Origin of the sequence: Ferrovibrio terrae, from assembly GCF_007197755.1 — a bacterium.
Taxonomy (GTDB): Bacteria; Pseudomonadota; Alphaproteobacteria; order Ferrovibrionales; family Ferrovibrionaceae; genus Ferrovibrio; species Ferrovibrio terrae.
This window is the reverse complement of sequence record NZ_CP041636.1, coordinates 3,208,652-3,227,388: the sequence shown is the minus strand read 5'-3', so window position 1 is coordinate 3,227,388 and position 18,737 is coordinate 3,208,652. Positions and strand designations below refer to the sequence as shown.

Annotated in this window: 20 protein-coding genes; 10 read left to right on the top strand and 10 right to left on the bottom strand. The window is 62.9% G+C overall.

The annotated features are described in order from the left end of the window. Positions 1 to 44: 44 nt before the first annotated feature. Together FNB15_RS15710 and FNB15_RS15705 are read right to left on the bottom strand one after the other, a co-directional pair. On the bottom strand, positions 45 to 1,409 hold the full coding sequence (locus tag FNB15_RS15710) for a PleD family two-component system response regulator (protein WP_144069617.1): 1,365 nt from the start codon (positions 1,407 to 1,409) through the stop codon (positions 45 to 47). A gap of 22 nt (positions 1,410 to 1,431) precedes the next feature. Next, a complete protein-coding gene (locus tag FNB15_RS15705) occupies positions 1,432 to 1,806 on the bottom strand; it encodes a response regulator (protein ID WP_144069616.1) in 375 nt (124 codons plus the stop codon). Positions 1,807 to 1,907: 101 nt separating this feature from the next. On the opposite strand from FNB15_RS15705, the gene FNB15_RS15700 reads away from it, so the two are divergent. Together FNB15_RS15700 and FNB15_RS15695 are read left to right on the top strand one after the other, a co-directional pair. Next, positions 1,908 to 2,609 (top strand): HAD family hydrolase, encoded by a 702-nt coding sequence (locus FNB15_RS15700; RefSeq protein ID WP_144069615.1) that lies wholly within the window; start codon positions 1,908 to 1,910, stop codon positions 2,607 to 2,609. A gap of 10 nt (positions 2,610 to 2,619) precedes the next feature. After that, positions 2,620 to 3,528, top strand: coding sequence for an ROK family protein (locus FNB15_RS15695; RefSeq protein ID WP_144069614.1), 909 nt, complete (start codon positions 2,620 to 2,622; stop codon positions 3,526 to 3,528). A 6-nt stretch (positions 3,529 to 3,534) separates the two neighbouring features. On the opposite strand, the gene FNB15_RS15690 is transcribed toward FNB15_RS15695, so the two are convergent. After that, complete coding sequence (locus tag FNB15_RS15690; protein ID WP_185973574.1) at positions 3,535 to 4,401, bottom strand: EipB family protein; 867 nt, start codon at positions 4,399 to 4,401, stop codon at positions 3,535 to 3,537. A 130-nt stretch (positions 4,402 to 4,531) separates the two neighbouring features. Between FNB15_RS15690 and FNB15_RS15685 the strand changes: the two genes are divergently transcribed. The 8 genes from FNB15_RS15685 (at position 4,532) to FNB15_RS15650 (ending at position 10,557) form a co-directional block, all read left to right on the top strand. Continuing rightward, on the top strand, positions 4,532 to 5,491 hold the full coding sequence (locus tag FNB15_RS15685; RefSeq protein ID WP_144069612.1) for a 2-hydroxyacid dehydrogenase: 960 nt from the start codon (positions 4,532 to 4,534) through the stop codon (positions 5,489 to 5,491). A 168-nt stretch (positions 5,492 to 5,659) separates the two neighbouring features. Then, a complete protein-coding gene (locus FNB15_RS15680) occupies positions 5,660 to 6,373 on the top strand; it encodes a GGDEF domain-containing protein (RefSeq protein WP_144069611.1) in 714 nt (237 codons plus the stop codon). A 112-nt stretch (positions 6,374 to 6,485) separates the two neighbouring features. Then, positions 6,486 to 6,947 (top strand): RidA family protein, encoded by a 462-nt coding sequence (locus FNB15_RS15675; RefSeq protein ID WP_144069610.1) that lies wholly within the window; start codon positions 6,486 to 6,488, stop codon positions 6,945 to 6,947. 5 nt (positions 6,948 to 6,952) lie between these two features. Beyond that, complete coding sequence (locus FNB15_RS15670) at positions 6,953 to 7,432, top strand: RidA family protein (protein WP_144069609.1); 480 nt, start codon at positions 6,953 to 6,955, stop codon at positions 7,430 to 7,432. A gap of 9 nt (positions 7,433 to 7,441) precedes the next feature. Continuing rightward, positions 7,442 to 8,200, top strand: coding sequence for a glycerophosphodiester phosphodiesterase (locus FNB15_RS15665; RefSeq protein ID WP_144069608.1), 759 nt, complete (start codon positions 7,442 to 7,444; stop codon positions 8,198 to 8,200). Continuing rightward, the gene (locus FNB15_RS15660; protein WP_144069607.1) at positions 8,197 to 9,384 is read left to right on the top strand and encodes a GNAT family N-acetyltransferase; all 1,188 of its coding nucleotides are present in this window, start codon (positions 8,197 to 8,199) and stop codon (positions 9,382 to 9,384) included. Before FNB15_RS15665 ends, FNB15_RS15660 begins: the two co-directional genes overlap by 4 nt. Positions 9,385 to 9,454: 70 nt before the next feature. Continuing rightward, complete coding sequence (locus tag FNB15_RS15655) at positions 9,455 to 9,883, top strand: HIT family protein (RefSeq protein WP_144069606.1); 429 nt, start codon at positions 9,455 to 9,457, stop codon at positions 9,881 to 9,883. Positions 9,884 to 9,894: 11 nt separating this feature from the next. Continuing rightward, entirely contained in the window at positions 9,895 to 10,557 is a 663-nt protein-coding gene (locus FNB15_RS15650) for a tetratricopeptide repeat protein (protein ID WP_144069605.1), read from the top strand. 6 nt (positions 10,558 to 10,563) lie between these two features. Here the strand turns inward: FNB15_RS15650 and FNB15_RS15645 are convergent, their stop codons facing one another. The 7 genes from FNB15_RS15645 to FNB15_RS15615 form a co-directional block, all read right to left on the bottom strand. Further along, the gene (locus FNB15_RS15645; protein WP_144069604.1) at positions 10,564 to 11,490 is read right to left on the bottom strand and encodes an ABC transporter permease; all 927 of its coding nucleotides are present in this window, start codon (positions 11,488 to 11,490) and stop codon (positions 10,564 to 10,566) included. After that, positions 11,487 to 12,479 carry an ABC transporter permease gene (locus FNB15_RS15640; protein WP_144069603.1) on the bottom strand — a complete coding sequence of 331 codons (993 nt, stop codon included), beginning with the start codon at positions 12,477 to 12,479 and terminating at the stop codon, positions 11,487 to 11,489. Before FNB15_RS15640 ends, FNB15_RS15645 begins: the two co-directional genes overlap by 4 nt. Positions 12,480 to 12,539: 60 nt before the next feature. Continuing rightward, positions 12,540 to 14,138 (bottom strand): ABC transporter substrate-binding protein, encoded by a 1,599-nt coding sequence (locus FNB15_RS15635; protein WP_221932663.1) that lies wholly within the window; start codon positions 14,136 to 14,138, stop codon positions 12,540 to 12,542. Positions 14,139 to 14,319: 181 nt separating this feature from the next. Further along, on the bottom strand, positions 14,320 to 16,701 hold the full coding sequence (clpA, locus tag FNB15_RS15630; RefSeq protein WP_144069602.1) for an ATP-dependent Clp protease ATP-binding subunit ClpA: 2,382 nt from the start codon (positions 16,699 to 16,701) through the stop codon (positions 14,320 to 14,322). Positions 16,702 to 16,717: 16 nt separating this feature from the next. Beyond that, positions 16,718 to 17,047 carry an ATP-dependent Clp protease adapter ClpS gene (clpS, locus tag FNB15_RS15625; RefSeq protein ID WP_144069601.1) on the bottom strand — a complete coding sequence of 110 codons (330 nt, stop codon included), beginning with the start codon at positions 17,045 to 17,047 and terminating at the stop codon, positions 16,718 to 16,720. Between the two features lie 179 nt (positions 17,048 to 17,226). Beyond that, positions 17,227 to 17,745: a phasin family protein gene (locus FNB15_RS15620; protein WP_144069600.1), complete on the bottom strand. Its 519-nt coding sequence runs from the start codon at positions 17,743 to 17,745 to the stop codon at positions 17,227 to 17,229. A 188-nt stretch (positions 17,746 to 17,933) separates the two neighbouring features. Further along, positions 17,934 to 18,656, bottom strand: a complete 723-nt coding sequence (locus FNB15_RS15615) for a hypothetical protein (RefSeq protein WP_144069599.1) — start codon at positions 18,654 to 18,656, stop codon at positions 17,934 to 17,936. Between the last annotated feature and the right edge of the window lie 81 nt (positions 18,657 to 18,737).

The window sequence follows — 18,737 nt, the reverse complement described above, 5'->3', positions numbered from 1 at the left end:
CCCGCCACCGGCGGGGCTTTTCGTTTTGGCTCGATGCCAGCCCGTCAGGACGGGCGATAGACGATGCGGTTGCGACCGCCGTGCTTCGCCTCGTACAGCGCATCGTCGGCACGCTTGAGCAGGGTGTCCGCGGTATCGGTCTCCAGCGAAGCCGTGCAGCCGATCGAGCAGGTCACGGTCATCTCGCCCGCACTGCGGGTCTGCATCGGCTTGCCGCCGATGGCGTTCAGCAGGCGGTTGGCCACCACTTCCGACGCTTCCAGATTGGTGTCGGGCATCAGCACGACAAATTCCTCGCCGCCATAGCGGCAGGCCATGTCGATGCCGCGGATGTTGCGCACGATCCGGTTGCCGACCTCGCGCAGCACGTCGTCACCGGCCGGATGGCCATGCGTGTCGTTGACCTGCTTGAAGTGATCGAGATCGATGATGGCGACCGACGTGCCATGCTGGCTGGCGCTCTGCGCCAGCAGTGTGGCCAGATGTGAGGCCATGTAGCGGCGATTGTACAGGCCGGTCAGCGGATCGGTGACCGCCATCTCCATGCTCTGCTGGTAGTGCAGGCGCAGGCGATCCTGATAGCGCTTGCGGCGCACCTGGGCGCGCAGGCGGGCGATGAATTCGTTGCGGTCGATCGGACGCACGACATAATCGGTGACGCCGATCTCCAGCCCCTTCACCAGCTGCTTCTGGTCGTCCGGCCCCACCAGCAGCAGGATCGGCACATTGCGGGTTTCCTCGGTGGTGCGGAACTGCGAGCAAAGCCGCAGGCCATCGGGATTCTGCAGGCTCAGGCTGACCACCACGGAATCATATTCGGTCTGGCGGGCACGGTTCAGCGCATCCATGCCATCCGCCGTCATTTCGGTGCGGAACTGGCCCTCGATCATGCGCTGCAGGCGCACCTGATCGCGCGGATTGTCCTCCACCAGCAGTATCTGCGCAGCGGCATAGTCTTCGTGCAGGCTTGGCACCGGCGGCGAAATCACGCCCAGCGATGCCGACGTGCGCTCACGCATCCGCAGCTCGTCCAGCATCAGCTTGACGCGCAGCAGCGAGCGCACGCGCGCGAACATCGCAGTGTCGTCGACCGGCTTGGTGAGGAAATCGTCGGCGCCGGCACTCAGGCCCTGGACGCGATCCTCAGGATCGCCCAGCGCGGTCACCATGATGACAGGGACATGGGCGGTGTCGGGATTGGCCTTCAGCCGGCGGCAGACTTCGAAGCCGTCCATGCCCGGCATCATCACGTCGAGCAGGATCAGATCCGGCTTCTGGATGACGGCAGCCTCCAGCGCCTCCGGGCCATTGCTGGCCGAGATCACCTCGTAATATTCACTGGTCAGCTTGGCTTCCAGCACCTTGATATTGGTGCGGATGTCGTCGACGACCAGAATGCGTGCGGTCATCGGATCACTCGGCCGCTAAATCTCAGGCCTTCGGATCGAGGAACTGCTTCACAGTCTCGATAAACTTGCCGACCGAAATGGGCTTGGCGATATAGGCGTCACAGCCGCCCTCGCGCATCTTCTCTTCGTCGCCCTTCATGGCGAAAGCGGTGACAGCCACCACCGGGATGCTGCGCAGGTTGTCGTCTTCCTTGATCCACTTGATCACTTCCAGGCCGGACACCTCGGGAAGCTGGATATCCATCAGGATCAGGTCGGGCCGGTGCTTGCGCACCATGGCCAGCGCTTCCATGCCGTCCTTGGTCTGCAGGGTCTGGTAGCCATGGGCGTCCAGCAGGTCGTGGAACAACTTCATATTGAGTTCGTTGTCCTCGACGATCAGTACAGTCTTGCTCATCAGCCCCGGTCCCCGGATAGTATCTACGGTCGCACTCGCCGTTTTCCCTGCGTATCCAGTATTTTGTAGCATCCCCTACCGGCCGGGCCAAGCCGTTTACCATGACATTCCAGCAGCTGATGAGCACAAAAATCCCTGATCCGACCGAGCTTCCCGCCCCGGTAGCCGAGCAACTCGCCACTCTCACCCTGACGCACGGGAAGCCGCTGGTCATCGTGGATGCCGACGAGGTGCTTTTCTACTTCATGCGCGGCCTGGAGCGCTTCCTGGAAAGCCGCGACCTTTATTTCGACTGGGCCTCGTATGCACTGCACGGGAACATCCGCCAGCGCCGGGACGACGCCCCTGTTGCTGCCGAAATCCTGCATCCCCTGCTGCAACGCTTTTTCGCCGAAGCGACCGAGGAACTGGAGCCGGTGGACGGCGCGGCACAGGCTCTGGCTGAACTGAGCCGGAGCTCGCAGGTGGTAGTGCTGAGCAATGTGCCGATGCCGGCCCGCAACGCGCGCATCCGTGCCCTCGCCCGCCACGGCATGGCGTTTCCGCTGATCGCCAATACCGGCCCCAAGGGCCCGGCCGTGGTCGCGATGCTGAAGCAGACGAAGGGGTCTGCGGTCTTCATCGACGATATTCCGCACAATCACAAATCCGTGGCTGAGATGGCACCCGCGGTGCATCGCCTGCATTACATTGCCGACACACGGCTGGCGGCCCTGCTGGGCCCTGCGCCCGACTGCCACCATCGCGCCGATACCTGGCCCGATATGCTGACGCATATCCAGACTCTCCTCGCGCAAACGTGACCCGCAGCAGATGACGAAGATTCGGATCGGCATAGATCTCGGCGGCACCAAGATCGAGGCCATCGCACTTGAAGGCGATGGCACGATCCGGGCGCGACGGCGCGTGCCCGCCCCGCGTGGCGACTATCAGGCCACAGTCACCGCCCTGCGCGACCTCGCGCAGGCGGTGGAGAGCGAAGCCGGTGCGACCGGCCCGATCGGCGTCGGGATTCCCGGCACTATCTCGCCGGCCACCGGCCTGATCAAGAATGCCAACTCGGTCTGGCTGATCGGCCATCCGCTGGATCGCGATCTTGCCGACGCCACGGGACGATCCGTCCGGCTGGCCAATGACGCGAACTGCTTCGCGCTGTCGGAAGCCAACGATGGCGCCGGTGCCGGTCATGGTGTCGTCTTTGGAGCGATTCTCGGCACCGGCTGCGGCTCCGGCATCGTGGTGGACGGCCGCATTGTCTCCGGCCCGAATTCCATCGCCGGTGAATGGGGCCACAATCCCCTGCCCTGGCCACAACCCGACGAATTGCCGGGGCCGAAATGCTACTGCGGCAAGTTCGGCTGCCAGGAGACCTTTATGGCCGGCACCGGTCTGGAGCGCGATTTCCGCGCGCAGACCGGCCGCGACCTGAAAGGCGCAGATGTCGTCGCGGCGGCCGAGGCCGGCGATGCGCAGGCCGAAGCCGCATTGCAGCGCTACGAACACCGGCTGGCGCGCGGCCTGGCCGTGATCCTCAACGTCCTCGATCCGGATATCGTGGTGCTGGGCGGCGGCATGTCAAACCAGGACAGGCTCTACCGCAATGTGCCGAAACTGTGGGGGGCTTATGTGTTCTCCGACACGGTCGTCACACCGCTGGTGAAGAACCGCCATGGCGACAGCTCGGGTGTACGCGGCGCGGCCTGGCTCTGGCCGGCCCAGTAGCTAAGATCAGCAGGCTTCGCGCGGCTTGAGTTCAAGCAGCTTGAGCGTGGCGCGGATCGCATAATCGCCATAGTCGAAGACGATATCGTCGGCGACGCCGTTTTCATACAGGCGATAGGCGATCTCGTAATCCGGCGTGTCCTGCGCCTTTTCGGACGTGAAGTAAGCGAGGCGAATGCGCCACGAACGCTGGCCTTTCAGCTCGGACACAATGGGATTGCCGCCGGTTTCGACCGGCAGTTCACCGCCAATGAAACCACCGACTTCGCTGTAGGCATCGGCCGACGCGCCATCATAGATGCTGGCCTGCAGCCAGTTGCCGCCGCTACGCGCCAGCGCCAGCAGCCGCACGGTATGTTCAGTCGGAAACAGGGTCATCGGCGGCAGGTCGAGGTCTGTGTCTTCCGGCTGCGTGAACGTCACGCTGCCTCCCCTGCTGCTCAGCTTGCCTTCCCCCTTCAACTCCTGCTCAAGGTCGCCATTCACTTCGTCGCGCATCTTGAATCGGAAGCTCTTGCCGTCCAGCGCTTCCCAGGAGTTCAGCACCATGTTGTTCAGGATGGTGCCGTCATCCGTCGTGGTCTCGATCACAAAACGCTGGTTCAGCACATAGCCATCGCAGGCATGCACGAATTCCAGGCTCAATCCCCCGGCAATACCGTGGCGATAATTGCGTGGATCGAGCCGCGCGACCGACAACGTATAGAGTGCCCGATGGCTGGCCAGATTGCGCGCCACTTCCTGAAGGTCGCTGTCGACGGCGCGGGTCGGTTCCGCGGGCACGACGATCAGGCCAAGCAACAGCACGGCCAGCGTAAGCGCGCGGCGCAGCAGGGCGCCAATGCGGGCATCTGTTCCGGTCCGGGCCATCATTCTGCGGCCATGCCTGTCTGTAGCTGGTAGCAACATATGGGGATAAGAATAGCGCCAGTGCCGATGAAATGAAACCGACCGGCCTTGGTGAGATGGAATCGGGCCAGATGGAATCAGAATGGGAGGTTGCATGGGCAGATCCATTGTTTTCGTGACCCGAAAGCTGCCGCCCGCCGTCGAAGCCCGGGTGGCGCGCGACTACGATGCCCGTCTCAATCCGGACGACCGGATCTACACGCCTGACGAGTTGATCGCCCACGCGGCCGATGCTGATGCGATGCTGATCTGTACCTCGGAAAAGATTACGGCTGCGCTGGTCGAACGCCTGCCGGCACGGCTCAAGGTGATTTCGACATTCTCTGTCGGCTACGAGCATATGGATGTCGCCGCCTGCCGGGCGCGCGGCATCGTGGCGGCGAACACACCGGGCGCCATGACCGAGGCGACGGCCAATATTGCCATGCTGCTGATGCTGGGCGCCGCCCGGCGCGGCTATGAAGCGCAGCAGATGGTGCGGCGAGGCGAATGGCAGGGTTGGACCTCGACCATGCTGCTCGGCGTCGATTTCGTCGGCAAACGGCTGGGAATTTTCGGCATGGGCCGGATCGGCCGGGCGGTAGCGGAGCGGGCCCGCGCCTTCGGCCTGCAGATCCACTATCACAACCGCCGCCGCCTGCCGGCCGCCGAGGAACAGGGCGCGGTGTTCCACGAGCATCTCGACGACCTGCTGGCCGTGAGCGACATCCTGTCGATCAACGCCCCCTCCTCGCCTGAAACCCGCCATATCCTGAATGCCGATGCCATCGCCCGCATGCCGGACGGCGCCATCGTGGTAAATACCGCCCGCGGCGACATGGTCGACGACGCAGCGCTGATCGCAGCCCTGAAGGCCGGCCGGCTGCGTGCCGCCGGTCTGGACGTCTTTGCGGGCGAGCCGCAGCTCAACCCGGCTTATCTGGAACTGCCGAACGCCTACCTGCTGCCCCATCTGGGCAGCGCCACGATCGAAACCCGGGACCGGATGGGCTTCATGGCGCTCGACAATATCGACGCCGTGCTGCAAGGCCGGCCGGTGCCCCATCCAATTTAGCGGGCCACCCGTTTTAACCAGACTGTGCCGTAATCCCGCCATCCTGTTAAGTGTAAGTCGTTGGGAAGGCGGCAAAACCTGCCTCGGCTCCAAAACGAATAATAGCGGTTTTCCGGCCTTTTCCCTCTGGCACATGCCTTGCTTTGTAAGGCCTGAGGAACCCGTACCATGATGCCTGCAAACGACACCCCGCTGACTGAATGGCCCCTGTCCGCCCTGGCAGGTCAGGCCCATCTCGCGCCCCATTCCACCGGCTTTGCCAGTCTGGTGCTGCGCCTGCGCCTGGCGCTGCGCCGTGACCCGGATCCGGTGAAGCGCAGCCTTGTCGAGCAGATCCTGACCGCCGCCGCCGAAAGCGAGCAGCGCCTGATCGACCAGGCCCAGCGCATCGCCGAACTGGAGGCCCTGTCGACCACCGACGAACTGACCGGCCTGCCCAACCGCCGCGCCTTCGAGAGCTTCATGGCCGCCGACCTGGCCCGCGCCAGCCGCGACGGCCATGGCGGCACGCTCGCCTTCCTCGATCTCGACCGTTTCAAAGCCATCAACGACCGCCATGGCCATGCCGCCGGCGATGCAGTGCTGTGCCAGATCGCCCTGCGGCTGCAGCCCGCCGCCCGCGCCACCGATTGCCTCGCCCGCCTGCATGGTGACGAGTTCGTGCTGGCCATGCCCGGTGCGACCCGGGACCAGGCCGAGGTCCGACTGTCCGAGCTGGCGACACGTGTGGAAAAGCAGCCGCTGCGCTTTGGCGACGCCCTGATCCCGGTCGGTATCAGCTATGGCCTGTCCAGCTATGACGGCAGCACCGATCTGCCGACCCTGCTGCGCGATTGCGACCACGCCATGTACATCCGCAAACAGGCCCGCCGCGACGACTGACAGTCGTCATCTCAGGGGCCGACGCGTTGCCAGCAGCGCGCCATCCGGGCTAGACAGGTGGACAGGATTTACCCTCCTGTTTACTCCCAGGATCGCGCCAGGATAACGCACCATGAGCCACGACGCCCGCCTCGCCGCCCTCAAGATCGAACTGCCGACCCCGGCCACCCCGGCCGCGAATTACGTGCCCACCGTGATTGCCGGCAACCTGCTGTTCGTCGCCGGCCAGATCACCATCTTCAATGGCGAGCTTCGCCATCTCGGCAAGCTCGGCGCCAGCATCGACATCGAAACCGGCAAGCAGGCGGCCCGCCTCTGCGGCCTGAACATCATCTCACAGGCGCGCGCAGCGCTCGGCGGCAGCCTCGATCGCGTCAAGCGCTGTGTGAAGGTCGGCGGCTTCGTCAACTGCACGCCGGACTTCATCGATCATCCGCAGGTGGTCAACGGTGCCTCCGACCTGATGGTCGAAGTGTTCGGTGATGCCGGCAAGCATGCGCGTTTCGCAGTCGGCGCCGTGTCTCTGCCGCGCGGCGTGTGCGTTGAAGTCGACGCCATCTTCGAGATCGCCTGATCGCCATGGCCGGCCCAAGAAGCGGTAAGGTTGCCGCACGCCTGAAGGAGCTGGGCCTGGTATTGCCCCCGGCTCCGCTGCCGGTGGCGACCTATATCGGCTTTGTCACGGTCGGCAAGCTGGTGCATGTCGCCGGCGTCGGCCCGACCTGGGGCAAGGAGATCCGCCATGCCGGCAAAGTCGGGCACGACATCAGCTTCGAGGACGGCTATGCCGCCGCGCGACTGACGGCCCTCAACCTGCTCGCTCATATGCAGGTCGCCTGCGATGGCGACCTGGATCGTATCGCGCGTTGCGTGAAGCTGTTGTGCCTAGTCAACACCACGGCGGATTACATGGATGCGCAGAAGGTTGCAAATGGCGCCACCGACCTGCTGACCGAGGTGTTCGGCCAGGCTGACCGGCCTGCGCGCTCGACCACCACCGCTCCGTCCCTTCCCATGAATATCGCCTTCGAGGCCGATAGCGTTTTCCTGCTGCATTGAGAGTTCAACATGCCGCGTCTCGACATCCCGAAATGGTTGACCAAAACGCCGGTGGCGCATCGCGGCCTGCATGACATCGCCAAAGGCGTGCCGGAGAATTCGCTGCTCGCCTTCCGCAAGGCGATGGAAGCCGGCTACGCCATCGAAACCGATGTGCGCATCACCGGCGACAAGCAGGTGGTGGTGTTCCACGATCCCGACCTGACCCGGCTGTGCGGTCGGGATGGCATCGTCTGCCAGATGCCGCTGGCCGATCTCAAACCGCTCAGGCTGCTGGGCACCGAAGAAACCGTGCCGAGCTTCCGCGACCTGCTCGATCTGGTGCAGGGCGCCGTGCCGCTGGTGGTGGAGATCAAGAAGGACAAGGGCGAGCCCGTCGGTCCGCTGGAAAGCAGCGTGGCCCGCATGCTGCAGCATTATCCCGGCCCCTTCGTGATCCAGTCGTTCAATCCGCGTACCGTGAAGTGGTTTGAGAAGAACGCACCGCAGATCATCCGCGGCCAGATCGCGACCGACCTTGCCAATATGACCAAGGGCCTTAACTGGTTTACCAGACTTCAACTGAAGCGGGCCCTGATGACCGGCTACGGCAATCCCGATTTCCTCGCCTATGACGTGCGTGACCTGCCCTCCGAGATCACCGCGGCAGCGCGCCGGCGCGGCCTGCCTCTCCTGAGCTGGACCGTACGCACGCCCGGCGAGCGTGCCCGCGCCGCGGCACATGCCGACAATGTGATCTTCGAGGATCTGTCGACCACGGCTGTATGACCGCACGCCGCGACGCAGCAAGTAAAATCACCATCCGGGCGCTGACGCAGGTTGCCGACCTGCCGGCCGCCGACTGGGACCGCTGCGCCGGCAGCGATAACCCTTTCCTCGCCCATGCCTTCCTCGATGCCCTCGAACAGTCGCGCTGCGTCACGCCGCGCACGGGCTGGCAGCCGACGCATCTGGTGGCTGAGAACAGCGCCGGCGAGATGATCGGCGTCCTGCCGCTCTACATCAAGGGGCACAGCCAGGGCGAATACATCTTCGACCACGGCTGGGCCGATGCCTATGCCCGCGCCGGCGGGCAGTATTATCCCAAAATGCTGTCAGCCGTGCCTTTCTCGCCGGTCACCGGACGGCGCTTCCTGGTCGCACCGGACGCTGACTTCGACACCGTGGCGGCGGCACTGCTGCAGGCCGCACGTGAAATCGCCCGCCAGTACGGGCTGTCCTCGCTGCATGTAAACTTCCTGGGTGAAACCGAAGCGAACTGGGCGCAGGGCCACGACATGCTGCTGCGCATCGGCGAGCAGTTCCACTGGCAGAACGACGGCTATGCGGATTTCGAGGCTTTTCTGACGCAGTTGGCCTCGCGCAAACGCAAGGCGATCCGCAAGGAGCGCCGCGAAGCCATCGAACGTGGTATCGAAATCCACACCTTTCAGGGTGATGCTCTCACGCACGAGCACTGGGATGCGTTCTTCGAGTTCTACATCGATACCGGCAGCCGCAAATGGGGCCAGCCCTATCTGAACCGCAACTTCTTCCGCCGCCTGCAGGAGACGATGGCGGATCGCGTGGTTCTGGTGATGGCACAGCGCGAGGGCCGCTGGATCGCCGGCGCCTGGAACATGCTGGGCAGCGACACGCTGTATGGCCGCAACTGGGGCTGCATCGAACAGCATCCGTTCCTGCATTTCGAGTGCTGTTACTATCAGGCGATCGACTATGCCATCCGCCACGGCCTGAGCCGGGTCGAGGCCGGCGCCCAGGGCGAGCACAAGCTGGCGCGCGGCTACCTCCCCGTGCCGATCTATTCCGTTCACTGGCTTGCCGAGCCGGCCTTCCAGCAGGCGGTTGCGCGGTTTTTGAAGGAAGAGCGCGCCCATATGGCCGGCATGATCGCCGCGCTCGACCAGCATTCACCCTTTCGTCAGGTGACGCCGACCGAAGAAAGCGAATAGTCTATCCCCATTACGCAAGAGTATATTAGGGACCCGGGGTAACATCGGGCTTGCTGGGGAGGGAACTGACATGGCGGGATTACCGCAGCACGACGGCTGCATCTTCTGCAAGATCGTCAAGGGCGACGCACCGAGCTTCAAGCTCTACGAAGACGATCTCAGCTTTGCCATCATGGATATAAATCCCTTCAACCACGGCCATGCACTGGTGCTGAGCAAGGGGCATTACGCCAACCTGCATGAAGCAAGCGACGACAGCGTCGCCGCGGTCGCCCGCACGGCAAAGAAAATCGCCACCGCGGTTGTCGATTGCGTGCCGAATGACGGCGTCAATATCGTGCAGGCCAACGGCCCGGGCGCCGCCCAATCGGTGCAGCATTATCATGTGCATGTGCTGCCGCGCCGGCTGGGCGACAATGCCAAGCTGAACTGGAGCCTGTCGCCGGGCGATCACGAAGCCATTGCCAAACAGGCTGCCGATATCAAGGCTCGGCTGTAACGGGGGCTGCTTTGAAGTCCTGGCATCTCGGCCTCATTCTGTCGCTGCTCACCCTGTCGGCGGCGGCACAGGATTATACCGCGCTCTGCCGCGAAGAGGCGCAGCGCGGACAGGTCCAGGCCTGCCAGAAGGCCATCGCCGTCACGCCGCGCGATCCTGACCTGCATGCCCTGCTCGGCCAGGCCTATTTCGCCAGCGGGCTGTATAACCAGGGGCTGAAGGCCCTGCGCGAGGCCGTCATCACCTCGAACGGCGCAACGGAACATCGCTATCGCTATGCTGGTTTCGCCGCGCTGATCAACGAATACCCCAAGGCAGCACAGGAACTGGAACTGATCGTCGCGGCCGAGCCCGGCCACCTGAAGGCCTGGACGCTTCTGGCCGACTGCTACCGCTACATGAAGAACAGGCCCGATGCGAACCGTGCCGGGCGGAAAGCCGCCGAACTCGGCGATCCTGCCGAAGCCTATATCCTCGCCGTCCGCTACAACAGCGGCGAAGACATCAAGGTCGATCCCGCAGAGGAGTTGCGCTGGCTCGAACGGTCAGCCAAAGCTGGCTATGCGGCCGCGATCCAGGATCTGGTCCGCTTCTACGCCGACGGCCGTCCGGGCATGCCGCCGGATGCGACCAAGCGCGACTACTGGCAGCGCAAGGCAAAGAAGCTGAATTAGCCCGCTTCAGCGCAGCTTGGGATTCAGGGCGTCACGCAGCCAGTCACCGAGCACATTTACCGCCAGCACCAGCAGTACCAGCGTCAGTGCCGGGAAGAAGGTGATCCACCATTCGCCACTGAACAGGAAGCTCTGCCCAACACGGATCAGTGTGCCCAGCGAAGGCTGCGTGGGCGGCACACCGACACCGAGGAAGCTCAGCGTTGCTTCCGCCAGCACCGCCAGTGCCAGGCCGACAGTGGCCAGCACCAGCACCGGCCCCAGCGTATTGGGCAGCACATGGCGCAGCACGATCACCCAGGACGGCTGGCCGATCACGCGGGCGGCCGAAACATAATCCTTGTGTCGCTCCACCAGCGCCGCTGAACGGGCGACGCGGGCGAATTGCGGCCAGTCCGCGATCCCGATCGCAAAGATCAGTACGAAGATGGCGATCTCGTTGTGCAACTCACGCGGCAGAGCTGTGCGGGCGATACCGTCGATGGTGAGCGCGATCAGGATATTTGGGATGGTCAGCTGCACATCGGCGACGCGCATGACGGCGATATCGAGCCAGCCGCCGCGATATCCGCAGAGCACGCCAATCAGCGTGCCGAAGACGGCTGCGAAAGCGATGGCCGAGAAGCCGACCAGCAGCGAGATCCGGCTGCCATACAGCAGGGTCGAGAAAAGATCACGGCCCTGATCGTCTGTGCCGAGCAGATAGGTCAGCTGGCCCTCGTCCGTCCAGGCCGGCGGCGTGAAGGCATCCATCAACTTGACGGCGGCCGGGTTGAACGGATTAAACGGCGAGACCAGCGGCGCCAGCACCGCGGCGAGAATGATCGTCAGCGCCACCACGGCTGAAACCACGACGGCCGGGGAACGGCGGAAGCTGTAGGCCAGGTCGCTGTCGACCCAGCTGCGCAGGATGGCGCCAAAAGAAAAGCTCATGTCGCCTTCCCCGCCGCCTTGCCACGATCCATGCGCAACCGCGGATCGATCACGAAATAGGCCAGGTCGACCATCAGGTTCAGCACCACGAACATGGCGCCGACCAGCACGAGGTAAGCCGCCATCACCGGGATATCGGCGAAACCGACCGCCTGGATGAACAGCAGACCCATGCCAGGCCACTGGAACACCGTCTCGGTGACGATGGAAAATGCGATCAGGCCACCGACCTGCAAACCTATAATGGTGATCACCGGCATCATGGTGTTCTTCAGCGCATGATGGAAATGCACGATGCGGTTGCTCAGGCCCCGCGCGCGGGCGAATTTGACATAGTCGGTGCGCAGCACTTCCATCATTTCTGTGCGCACCAGACGCAGCACCAGCGTCAGCTGGTACAGGCTGAGCGTGATGGCCGGCATGATGATGGCGGCCCAGCCCGACTTGGTGAGGAAACCGGTGCTCCACCAGCCAAGATGCGTGACCTGGCCGCGGCCGAAACTGGGCAGCCAATCGAACTGCACCGAGAAGAGATAAATCAGGCCGATACCGATCACGAAGGTGGGCAGCGACACACCGACTAGACTGGACGTCAGGATCACGCGGCTGAGCCAGCTGTCGCGGCGGAGCGCCGTATAGACACCGAGCGGCATGCCGACAACCAGCGCCACCAGGGCCGAGAGAAAGACCAGTTCCAGCGTGGCCGGCACACGCTCCTGGATCAGCACTGAAACTGGCCGCTTCAGGCGATACGACAGGCCGAAATTGCCCTGCGCCGCATTGCCGAGGAAACGGGCAAACTGCAAGGGCGCAGGATCGTTGAGGCCGAGCTGCTCGCGCAACTCCGCACGATCCGTGGTCGTGGCGTCCTGACCAACCATGTTGTTGATCGGATCGCCGACGTAATTGAAAAGCATAAAGGCCACCAGAGCGACAGCCAGCATGACCGCCAGCGCCTGCGCCAGTCGTCCGACAATGTAACCGAGCATGGGGCTTTACTTACAAAAAAAGGTCCGCCGCCCCGGTATGACCCGGGGCGGCGGTTGGGGTTACTTCATCTTGGCGAAGTGGAAGCGCGGCACGTTGTCCGCGATGATCGGCATATCCAGCTTCTCGCTCATCGCCCAGTTCAGCACCTGGTGGTGCAGCGGCAGGTAGATGATCTCGTCGTTCAGGATGGTCCACGCGTCGTGGATCAGCTTGTCACGCTTGGCCGGATCGAGCTCGCTCAGCATACCATTGATCATGCCGTCCAGCTTCGGGTTCGAGTAGTTGGTGAAGTTCCAGCTGCCGTTCTTGCCGTCGGGCGTCTGGGCCATATACGAGAAGACGTAGTGGCTGTCGAAGGTCGGCACGCCCCAGCCCACCAGGTAGAAGGACGTATCCTTCTTCTGCAGCTTGGGAAAATGCAGGGTCTTCGACTGGGCCGCCAGATCAACCTTGATGCCGATCTGCGCCAGCATGCCAACCACAGCCTGGCAGATGCCCTCGTCATTCACGTAGCGGTCGTTCGAGCAATCCAGCTTGATGCCGAAGCCGTTGGCGTAGCCGGCATCCTTCATCAGCGCTTTCGCCTTGTTCAGGTCATACGGCAGGCGCTTGTCCAGCGCCTTTTCGTAACCATGCACGCCCGGCGAGGTGATCATGCCCGCCACCACCGCATCGCCGCGCATCACCTTCTGGGCGATCGCGTTCATGTCGATGGCATGGTACATGGCCTGACGCACGCGCTTGTCGGCGAAGGGATTCTTGCCCTTCACGTCGCCGTACTTCAGTTCCGGGCTGCCGACATCAAGACCGAGGAAGATCGTACGGATCTCGTTGGTCTTCTTCACCTGCAGGCCGGCCGAGCGCTTCACGCGCTCCACGTCCTGCACCGGCACGTCGAGCACGAAATCGAGCTGGCCCGACAGCAGTGCGGCGACGCGGGTCGCCGGCGTGGTCACCGGGGTATAGACGATCTCGTCGATGTTATGCGGGTTGTCCTTCAGGCCCCACCAGGTCGGGTTCTTGGCCACAACCGTGCGGACGTCCTGTTCGCGGGTCTTCAGCACGAACGGACCGGTGCCGTTGGTGTTGCGCACCGCGAAGGTCTCTTCCTTGTCCTTGTAGGACTGCGGATTGACCACATTGTTCTTTTCCGCCCAGGCCTTCGACATCATGAAGATGTTGGCGATCTGGTTCGGCAGGATCGGGTTGGCGCCATTGGTTTCGACGTGCACGGTCTGCGCGTCGATCTTCTTCACGTCCTTGACGCTGGCGATGTAGGTCTTGAAGTCGGAGTTGGGGTGCTGAGCGCGCTTCACCGAGAAGACCACGTCGTCGGCGGTGAAGTCACTGCCGTCATGGAACTTCACGCCCTGGCGCAGCTTGAATTCCCAGGTGGTGTCATTGACCGCCTTCCACGAGGTGGCGAGCGCGGGCACGAATTTCAGATCGGCGCTGTAGCCAACCAGGCCTTCATAGGTCTGGAAGCTCCCCGTGCGGGTCAGGCCTTCGTTCTGGCTGTGCGGGTCCATGGTGAGGTAGTCGCCCTGGCTCGCCCAGCGCAGCACCTTGCCCTGCGCGAGTGCCGGAGCGGCGATCAGCGGCAGAGCAAGTGTCAGCGCGCCGGCAAGCAGCGCGGCCTTGATACGGAATTTGGCCAATATAGCCTCCTGTTGTTTTTTGTCCTCCCCGCGCGGCCAGAGCTTTCCCCAGGCCGGACGGTCCCTGTGGCGCAGGCCTGAAGCCTGCGCCGCATGGACACCACTGTAATTTTATGGAGAATTTATGTCTACGGACTCGCGAGCGCTTCCGTAACGCTAACCCGTATGACGCGAACCGGGATCAGTGCGCGTATTCGGGCACCTTGCCGTCGGAAGAGCCATCGGTGCCGCCCTTCCCGCTTTTATCCGGTCCGCCCTTTTCGACGGTGAACTCGAAGGCCAGCTTGTCGTCTTCGACTTTCACGAGGACGTGACCACCCTTCACCAGTTGCCCGAACAGCAGCTCGTCGGCCAGCGGCTTCTTGATGTGCTCCTGGATGACGCGGCCGAGTGGACGCGCGCCATAGAGCTGGTCATAGCCACGCTCGGCCAGCCAGGCACGGGCTTCGTCAGTGAGGGCAACGGTGACATTGCGATCCGCAAGCTGACCTTCGAGCTGGGCGACAAACTTGTCGACCACCTTGTTGATCACTTCCGGAGCCAACGACGCGAAGGGGATCACCGCATCGAGACGATTGCGGAATTCCGGCGTGAACATCTTCTTGATCGCCTCTTCGTCCTCGCCTTCCTTCATGCCGCGGCCGAAACCGATGGCATTCTTGGACATTTCGGACGCGCCGGCATTGGTGGTCATGATCAGCACGACATTGCGGAAATCGACATGCTTGCCGTTATTGTCGGTCAGCTTGCCGTGGTCCATCACCTGCAACAGGATATTGAACAGGTCACCATGCGCCTTCTCGATTTCGTCGAGCAGCAGCACGCAATGCGGATGCTGGTCGACCGCATCGGTCAGCAGGCCGCCCTGGTCGAAGCCTACATAGCCCGGCGGTGCACCGATCAGACGGCTGACGCTGTGGCGTTCCATGTATTCAGACATGTCGAAGCGGATCAGTTCGACGCCCATGATGGTGGCGAGCTGGCGCGCAACTTCGGTCTTGCCAACACCGGTCGGGCCCGAGAACAGGTAACTGCCGATCGGCTTCTCCGGTTCGCGCAGGCCGGCACGCGCCAGCTTGATGGCACTGGAGAGTGCTTCGATGGCCTTGTCCTGGCCGTAGACCACGCGCTGCAGCTCGGCCTCAAGATTGCGCAGGGACTCCTTGTCCTCGCGCGAAACCGACTTGGGTGGAATGCGGGCGATCTTGGCAACGATGGCCTCGACCTCCTTCACGCCGATGGTCTTGCGACGTTTGTGTTCCGGCTTCATCAGCTCGGCCGCGCCGACTTCGTCGATCACGTCGATCGCCTTGTCGGGCAGTTTGCGGTCGTTGATGTATTTCGCGGCAAGTTCAACGGCAGCCTTGATCGCATCCTCAGTGTAGCGCACGCCGTGATGCTGCTCGTAGTAGCCCTTGATGCCCTTCAGGATCTTGATCGCGTCGGCCGGCGTCGGCTCGTTGACGTCGATCTTCTGGAACCGGCGCAGCAGCGCGCGGTCCTTCTCGATATAGGACCGGAATTCCTTGTAGGTCGTCGAACCGATGCAGCGCAGCGCGCCCGAGGCCAGTGCCGGCTTCAGCAGGTTGGAGGCATCCATCGCGCCACCCGAGGTAGCGCCGGCGCCAATTACCGTATGCATCTCGTCGATGAACAGGATCGAACCGGGCTGGCCCTCCAGTTCCTGCATCACCTGCTTCAGGCGCTCTTCGAAATCACCGCGATACCGCGTGCCGGCCAGCAGGCTGCCCATATCGAGCGCATAGATGGTGGAGTCCTTGAGGACATCCGGCACTTCGCCGCGCACGATGCGGCGCGCCAGGCCCTCGGCAATGGCGGTCTTGCCGACACCGGGATCGCCCACATAAAGCGGGTTGTTCTTGGTGCGGCGGCACAGGATCTGGATCGTGCGCTCGATCTCGGCCTCGCGGCCGATCAGGGCATCGATCTTGCCGGCCTTGGCCTTCTCGTTGAGGTTGACGCAGTAGGCGCTGAGCGCCTCTTTGTCCTTAGCCGCATTGCGGTCGCCGCCGCTGCGCTCGCGCTCACCGCGTTCGACGCGCTCGGCGCGCTGCTCGACATCGCTGTCGGCACCCCGCACCGGACGACGGTCACCCCTGCCCGGCGCCTTGGCAACGCCATGGCTGATATAACTGACGGCATCCAGACGGGTCATGTCCTGCTCCTGCAGGAAATGCACGGCATGGCTTTCACGCTCGGAGAAGATCGCGACCAGCACGTTCGCGCCGGTCACTTCCTCGCGCCCGGACGACTGCACATGGAACAGAGCGCGCTGCACGGCGCGCTGGAAGCTCAGCGTCGGTTTGGCATCCTGTGGGATGCTGACCACCAGGCCGCGCAGTTCTTCATCGATGAAAGTGCCGACACGCTGGCGCAGCTTCTCGACGTCGACATTGCAGGCACGCAGCACCGCAATCGCATCCTGGTCTTCGGTCAGGGCGAACAGCAGATGTTCGAGCGTGGCGAATTCGTGCTTTTTGGCGCCGGCGAGCGACAGCGCGCGATGCAGGGTCTGTTCAAGCGTGCGGGAGAAAGATGCCATTACGTGTAAGCCTCCCTCAGTCGCGTTCCATCGTGCACTGCAGCGGATGCTGGTGCTGGCGCGCGAAATCAATCACCTGGGTAACCTTGGTCTCGGCAACTTCGTAGGTAAAGACACCGCAGATGCCGACGCCCTTCTGATGGACATGCAACATGATGCGGGTCGCATCCTCGCGCGCTTTGTTGAAAAAGCGCTCAAGCACATGCACGACGAACTCCATGGGAGTGTAGTCGTCGTTCAGCAGCATAACCTTGTACATAGGCGGCTTCTGCGTCTTTGGCCGGGTCTTGGTGACCACGCCGACCTCGGTGCGCCCGCGCCCGTCACGTCCATCCCGTTCGCTCATACCCAGACCCAGCAAACTTGCGGCACCAGGAAAACAATTGGTGCACGGAATGATGATATGGCCACGCGGGTTAAAAATACCAGTAGCCTTGGGACAAAAAAAGAGCCCGGTTTTGTGACCGGGCTCTAAAACATACTCTACTGGGGAGGAAACTCTGGCGGCGCAAGCCGCCATAATATTTAGGCGGCGAGCGGCTTCACCATCTTTTCGACGGCGGCCTGAACCTGGGCATTGATCGGCGCGAAGGCGTCCTGCGCGACCTTGGTGGCCACTTCGCTCAGCTTGGTGGTGTGCGCGGTGTAGGCCTCGAAGGCGCTCTTGGCGTAGCCGCTCTGCAGTTCGATGAATTCCTGCAGGGTCTTGGCGCCCATCATCGCCTTGGCGGCGGAAATCTGGTCTTCCACCTGGGTCTTGGTGAAGGACATGACTTCAGCATTGATGCTCTCGAGGCCCTTGCTGGCGACGTTGCCGGCGGTCACGTAGGCTTCGACCTGATCCTTGCCGAGCTTGGCGGCGTCATCAACGCTCTTGCTGACGGCGTCGAAACGCTCCTTGCTCATCGAGAACGCCTTCTCCAGCGCTTCGGTGCTCGCGGCGATCGACTTTTCGACCTGCTCCTTCGAAGCGAACATCACAGCCTCAAACGGGTTGGCGAGGGCTTCGGTTTCGGTGCCTTCAATCTTCTTCTTGGTAGCCATGGGGTGCTGTCCTTGCTGTCTCGGGGTTTATCACTGGCCTGACCCACCTGGAGGGGGACGGCAAAATGCTGCGCTGCAACAGCCTTGAATTTAGGCACTGCCTGCCGGATCGTCAATGAAAAAATGGTGCGGTGCACAAAAATCTTGTGCGCCGCAATAGAATCGGCCGAAATCTGTGAAAAACTCGCTTAGTTGAACAGGATGCCCTGGCTGTAGCGCAGGCCGTTCTCGCCCACGATGTAGCGATGGGGTACCGATTTCATGCCTTTTTCCGTCCCCTGGCTGAGCATGGTGCCATAGGGCGGTAGCGCCACTTCATAGGGCTCGATCGGTTTCTCGGCCGTCTTGTCGAACGGCGCCACAGCGCGCAGCAGCGGCACGGCCATGCGGTCGAATTCCGGCGAGGGCCAGCCCCAGGCATGGAAGTGGAATTTACCCTCCCGGCAGGCGCTGGCAGTCCAGTAGAAGCTGTCGCCACGCAGGAAGAGCCCGCTGGGCGCCGGCGCTTCAAAACCGGTCGCCGTGATCGCCGCCTGCAACTGGGTGAACTCCGACGGATTCATGCGATACAGCGCCTGCTCCCCGTTCCACGGCCGCAACGGATCGGTGATCAGGATGTTGTTCAGCAGGCCCCGGCCCAGCACCCGGGCCTCCATCATCGCGCCGCCATCGGGCTGCGCCGTGATGTCATAACTGCGCTGCTGGTCGTCCTGCCGGGCATTGTAGACCAGCCGATATTTCGCGGGTTGGCCGGCGGTGCAGGCACGGGCGAGGTCGTCCCCGCCCACATAGCGGTCCCAGGTCAGGGATCGGCGGAGCGGATTGTCGGTCGGGCCCTGGGAGGCGCAGCCAGCCAGACCTGCCGCTAGGGCAAGGCCAACCGCGAACACTTTTTTAAAGCTCTTCGTCATAGTCTGGGTTTTCCTGCGTTTCCGGCTTGCGGATCCTGGTGAATCCATGCCGATTCAATCTGTTAGTAAACAATGCGCTGG

Excerpts from the sequence above, each read along its gene's own strand:
- FNB15_RS15710 (WP_144069617.1), bottom strand. The coding sequence starts at position 1,409 with ATGACCGCACGCATTCTGGTCGTCGACGACATCCGCACCAATATCAAG.
- FNB15_RS15705 (WP_144069616.1), bottom strand. The coding sequence starts at position 1,806 with ATGAGCAAGACTGTACTGATCGTCGAGGACAACGAACTCAATATGAAG.
- FNB15_RS15700 (WP_144069615.1), top strand. The coding sequence starts at position 1,908 with ATGACATTCCAGCAGCTGATGAGCACAAAAATCCCTGATCCGACCGAG.
- FNB15_RS15695 (WP_144069614.1), top strand. The coding sequence starts at position 2,620 with ATGACGAAGATTCGGATCGGCATAGATCTCGGCGGCACCAAGATCGAG.
- FNB15_RS15690 (WP_185973574.1), bottom strand. The coding sequence starts at position 4,401 with ATGATGGCCCGGACCGGAACAGATGCCCGCATTGGCGCCCTGCTGCGC.
- FNB15_RS15685 (WP_144069612.1), top strand. The coding sequence starts at position 4,532 with ATGGGCAGATCCATTGTTTTCGTGACCCGAAAGCTGCCGCCCGCCGTC.
- FNB15_RS15680 (WP_144069611.1), top strand. The coding sequence starts at position 5,660 with ATGATGCCTGCAAACGACACCCCGCTGACTGAATGGCCCCTGTCCGCC.
- FNB15_RS15675 (WP_144069610.1), top strand. The coding sequence starts at position 6,486 with ATGAGCCACGACGCCCGCCTCGCCGCCCTCAAGATCGAACTGCCGACC.
- FNB15_RS15670 (WP_144069609.1), top strand. The coding sequence starts at position 6,953 with ATGGCCGGCCCAAGAAGCGGTAAGGTTGCCGCACGCCTGAAGGAGCTG.
- FNB15_RS15665 (WP_144069608.1), top strand. The coding sequence starts at position 7,442 with ATGCCGCGTCTCGACATCCCGAAATGGTTGACCAAAACGCCGGTGGCG.
- FNB15_RS15660 (WP_144069607.1), top strand. The coding sequence starts at position 8,197 with ATGACCGCACGCCGCGACGCAGCAAGTAAAATCACCATCCGGGCGCTG.
- FNB15_RS15655 (WP_144069606.1), top strand. The coding sequence starts at position 9,455 with ATGGCGGGATTACCGCAGCACGACGGCTGCATCTTCTGCAAGATCGTC.
- FNB15_RS15645 (WP_144069604.1), bottom strand. The coding sequence starts at position 11,490 with ATGAGCTTTTCTTTTGGCGCCATCCTGCGCAGCTGGGTCGACAGCGAC.
- FNB15_RS15640 (WP_144069603.1), bottom strand. The coding sequence starts at position 12,479 with ATGCTCGGTTACATTGTCGGACGACTGGCGCAGGCGCTGGCGGTCATG.
- clpA (WP_144069602.1), bottom strand. The coding sequence starts at position 16,701 with ATGGCATCTTTCTCCCGCACGCTTGAACAGACCCTGCATCGCGCGCTG.
- clpS (WP_144069601.1), bottom strand. The coding sequence starts at position 17,047 with ATGAGCGAACGGGATGGACGTGACGGGCGCGGGCGCACCGAGGTCGGC.
- FNB15_RS15620 (WP_144069600.1), bottom strand. The coding sequence starts at position 17,745 with ATGGCTACCAAGAAGAAGATTGAAGGCACCGAAACCGAAGCCCTCGCC.
- FNB15_RS15615 (WP_144069599.1), bottom strand. The coding sequence starts at position 18,656 with ATGACGAAGAGCTTTAAAAAAGTGTTCGCGGTTGGCCTTGCCCTAGCG.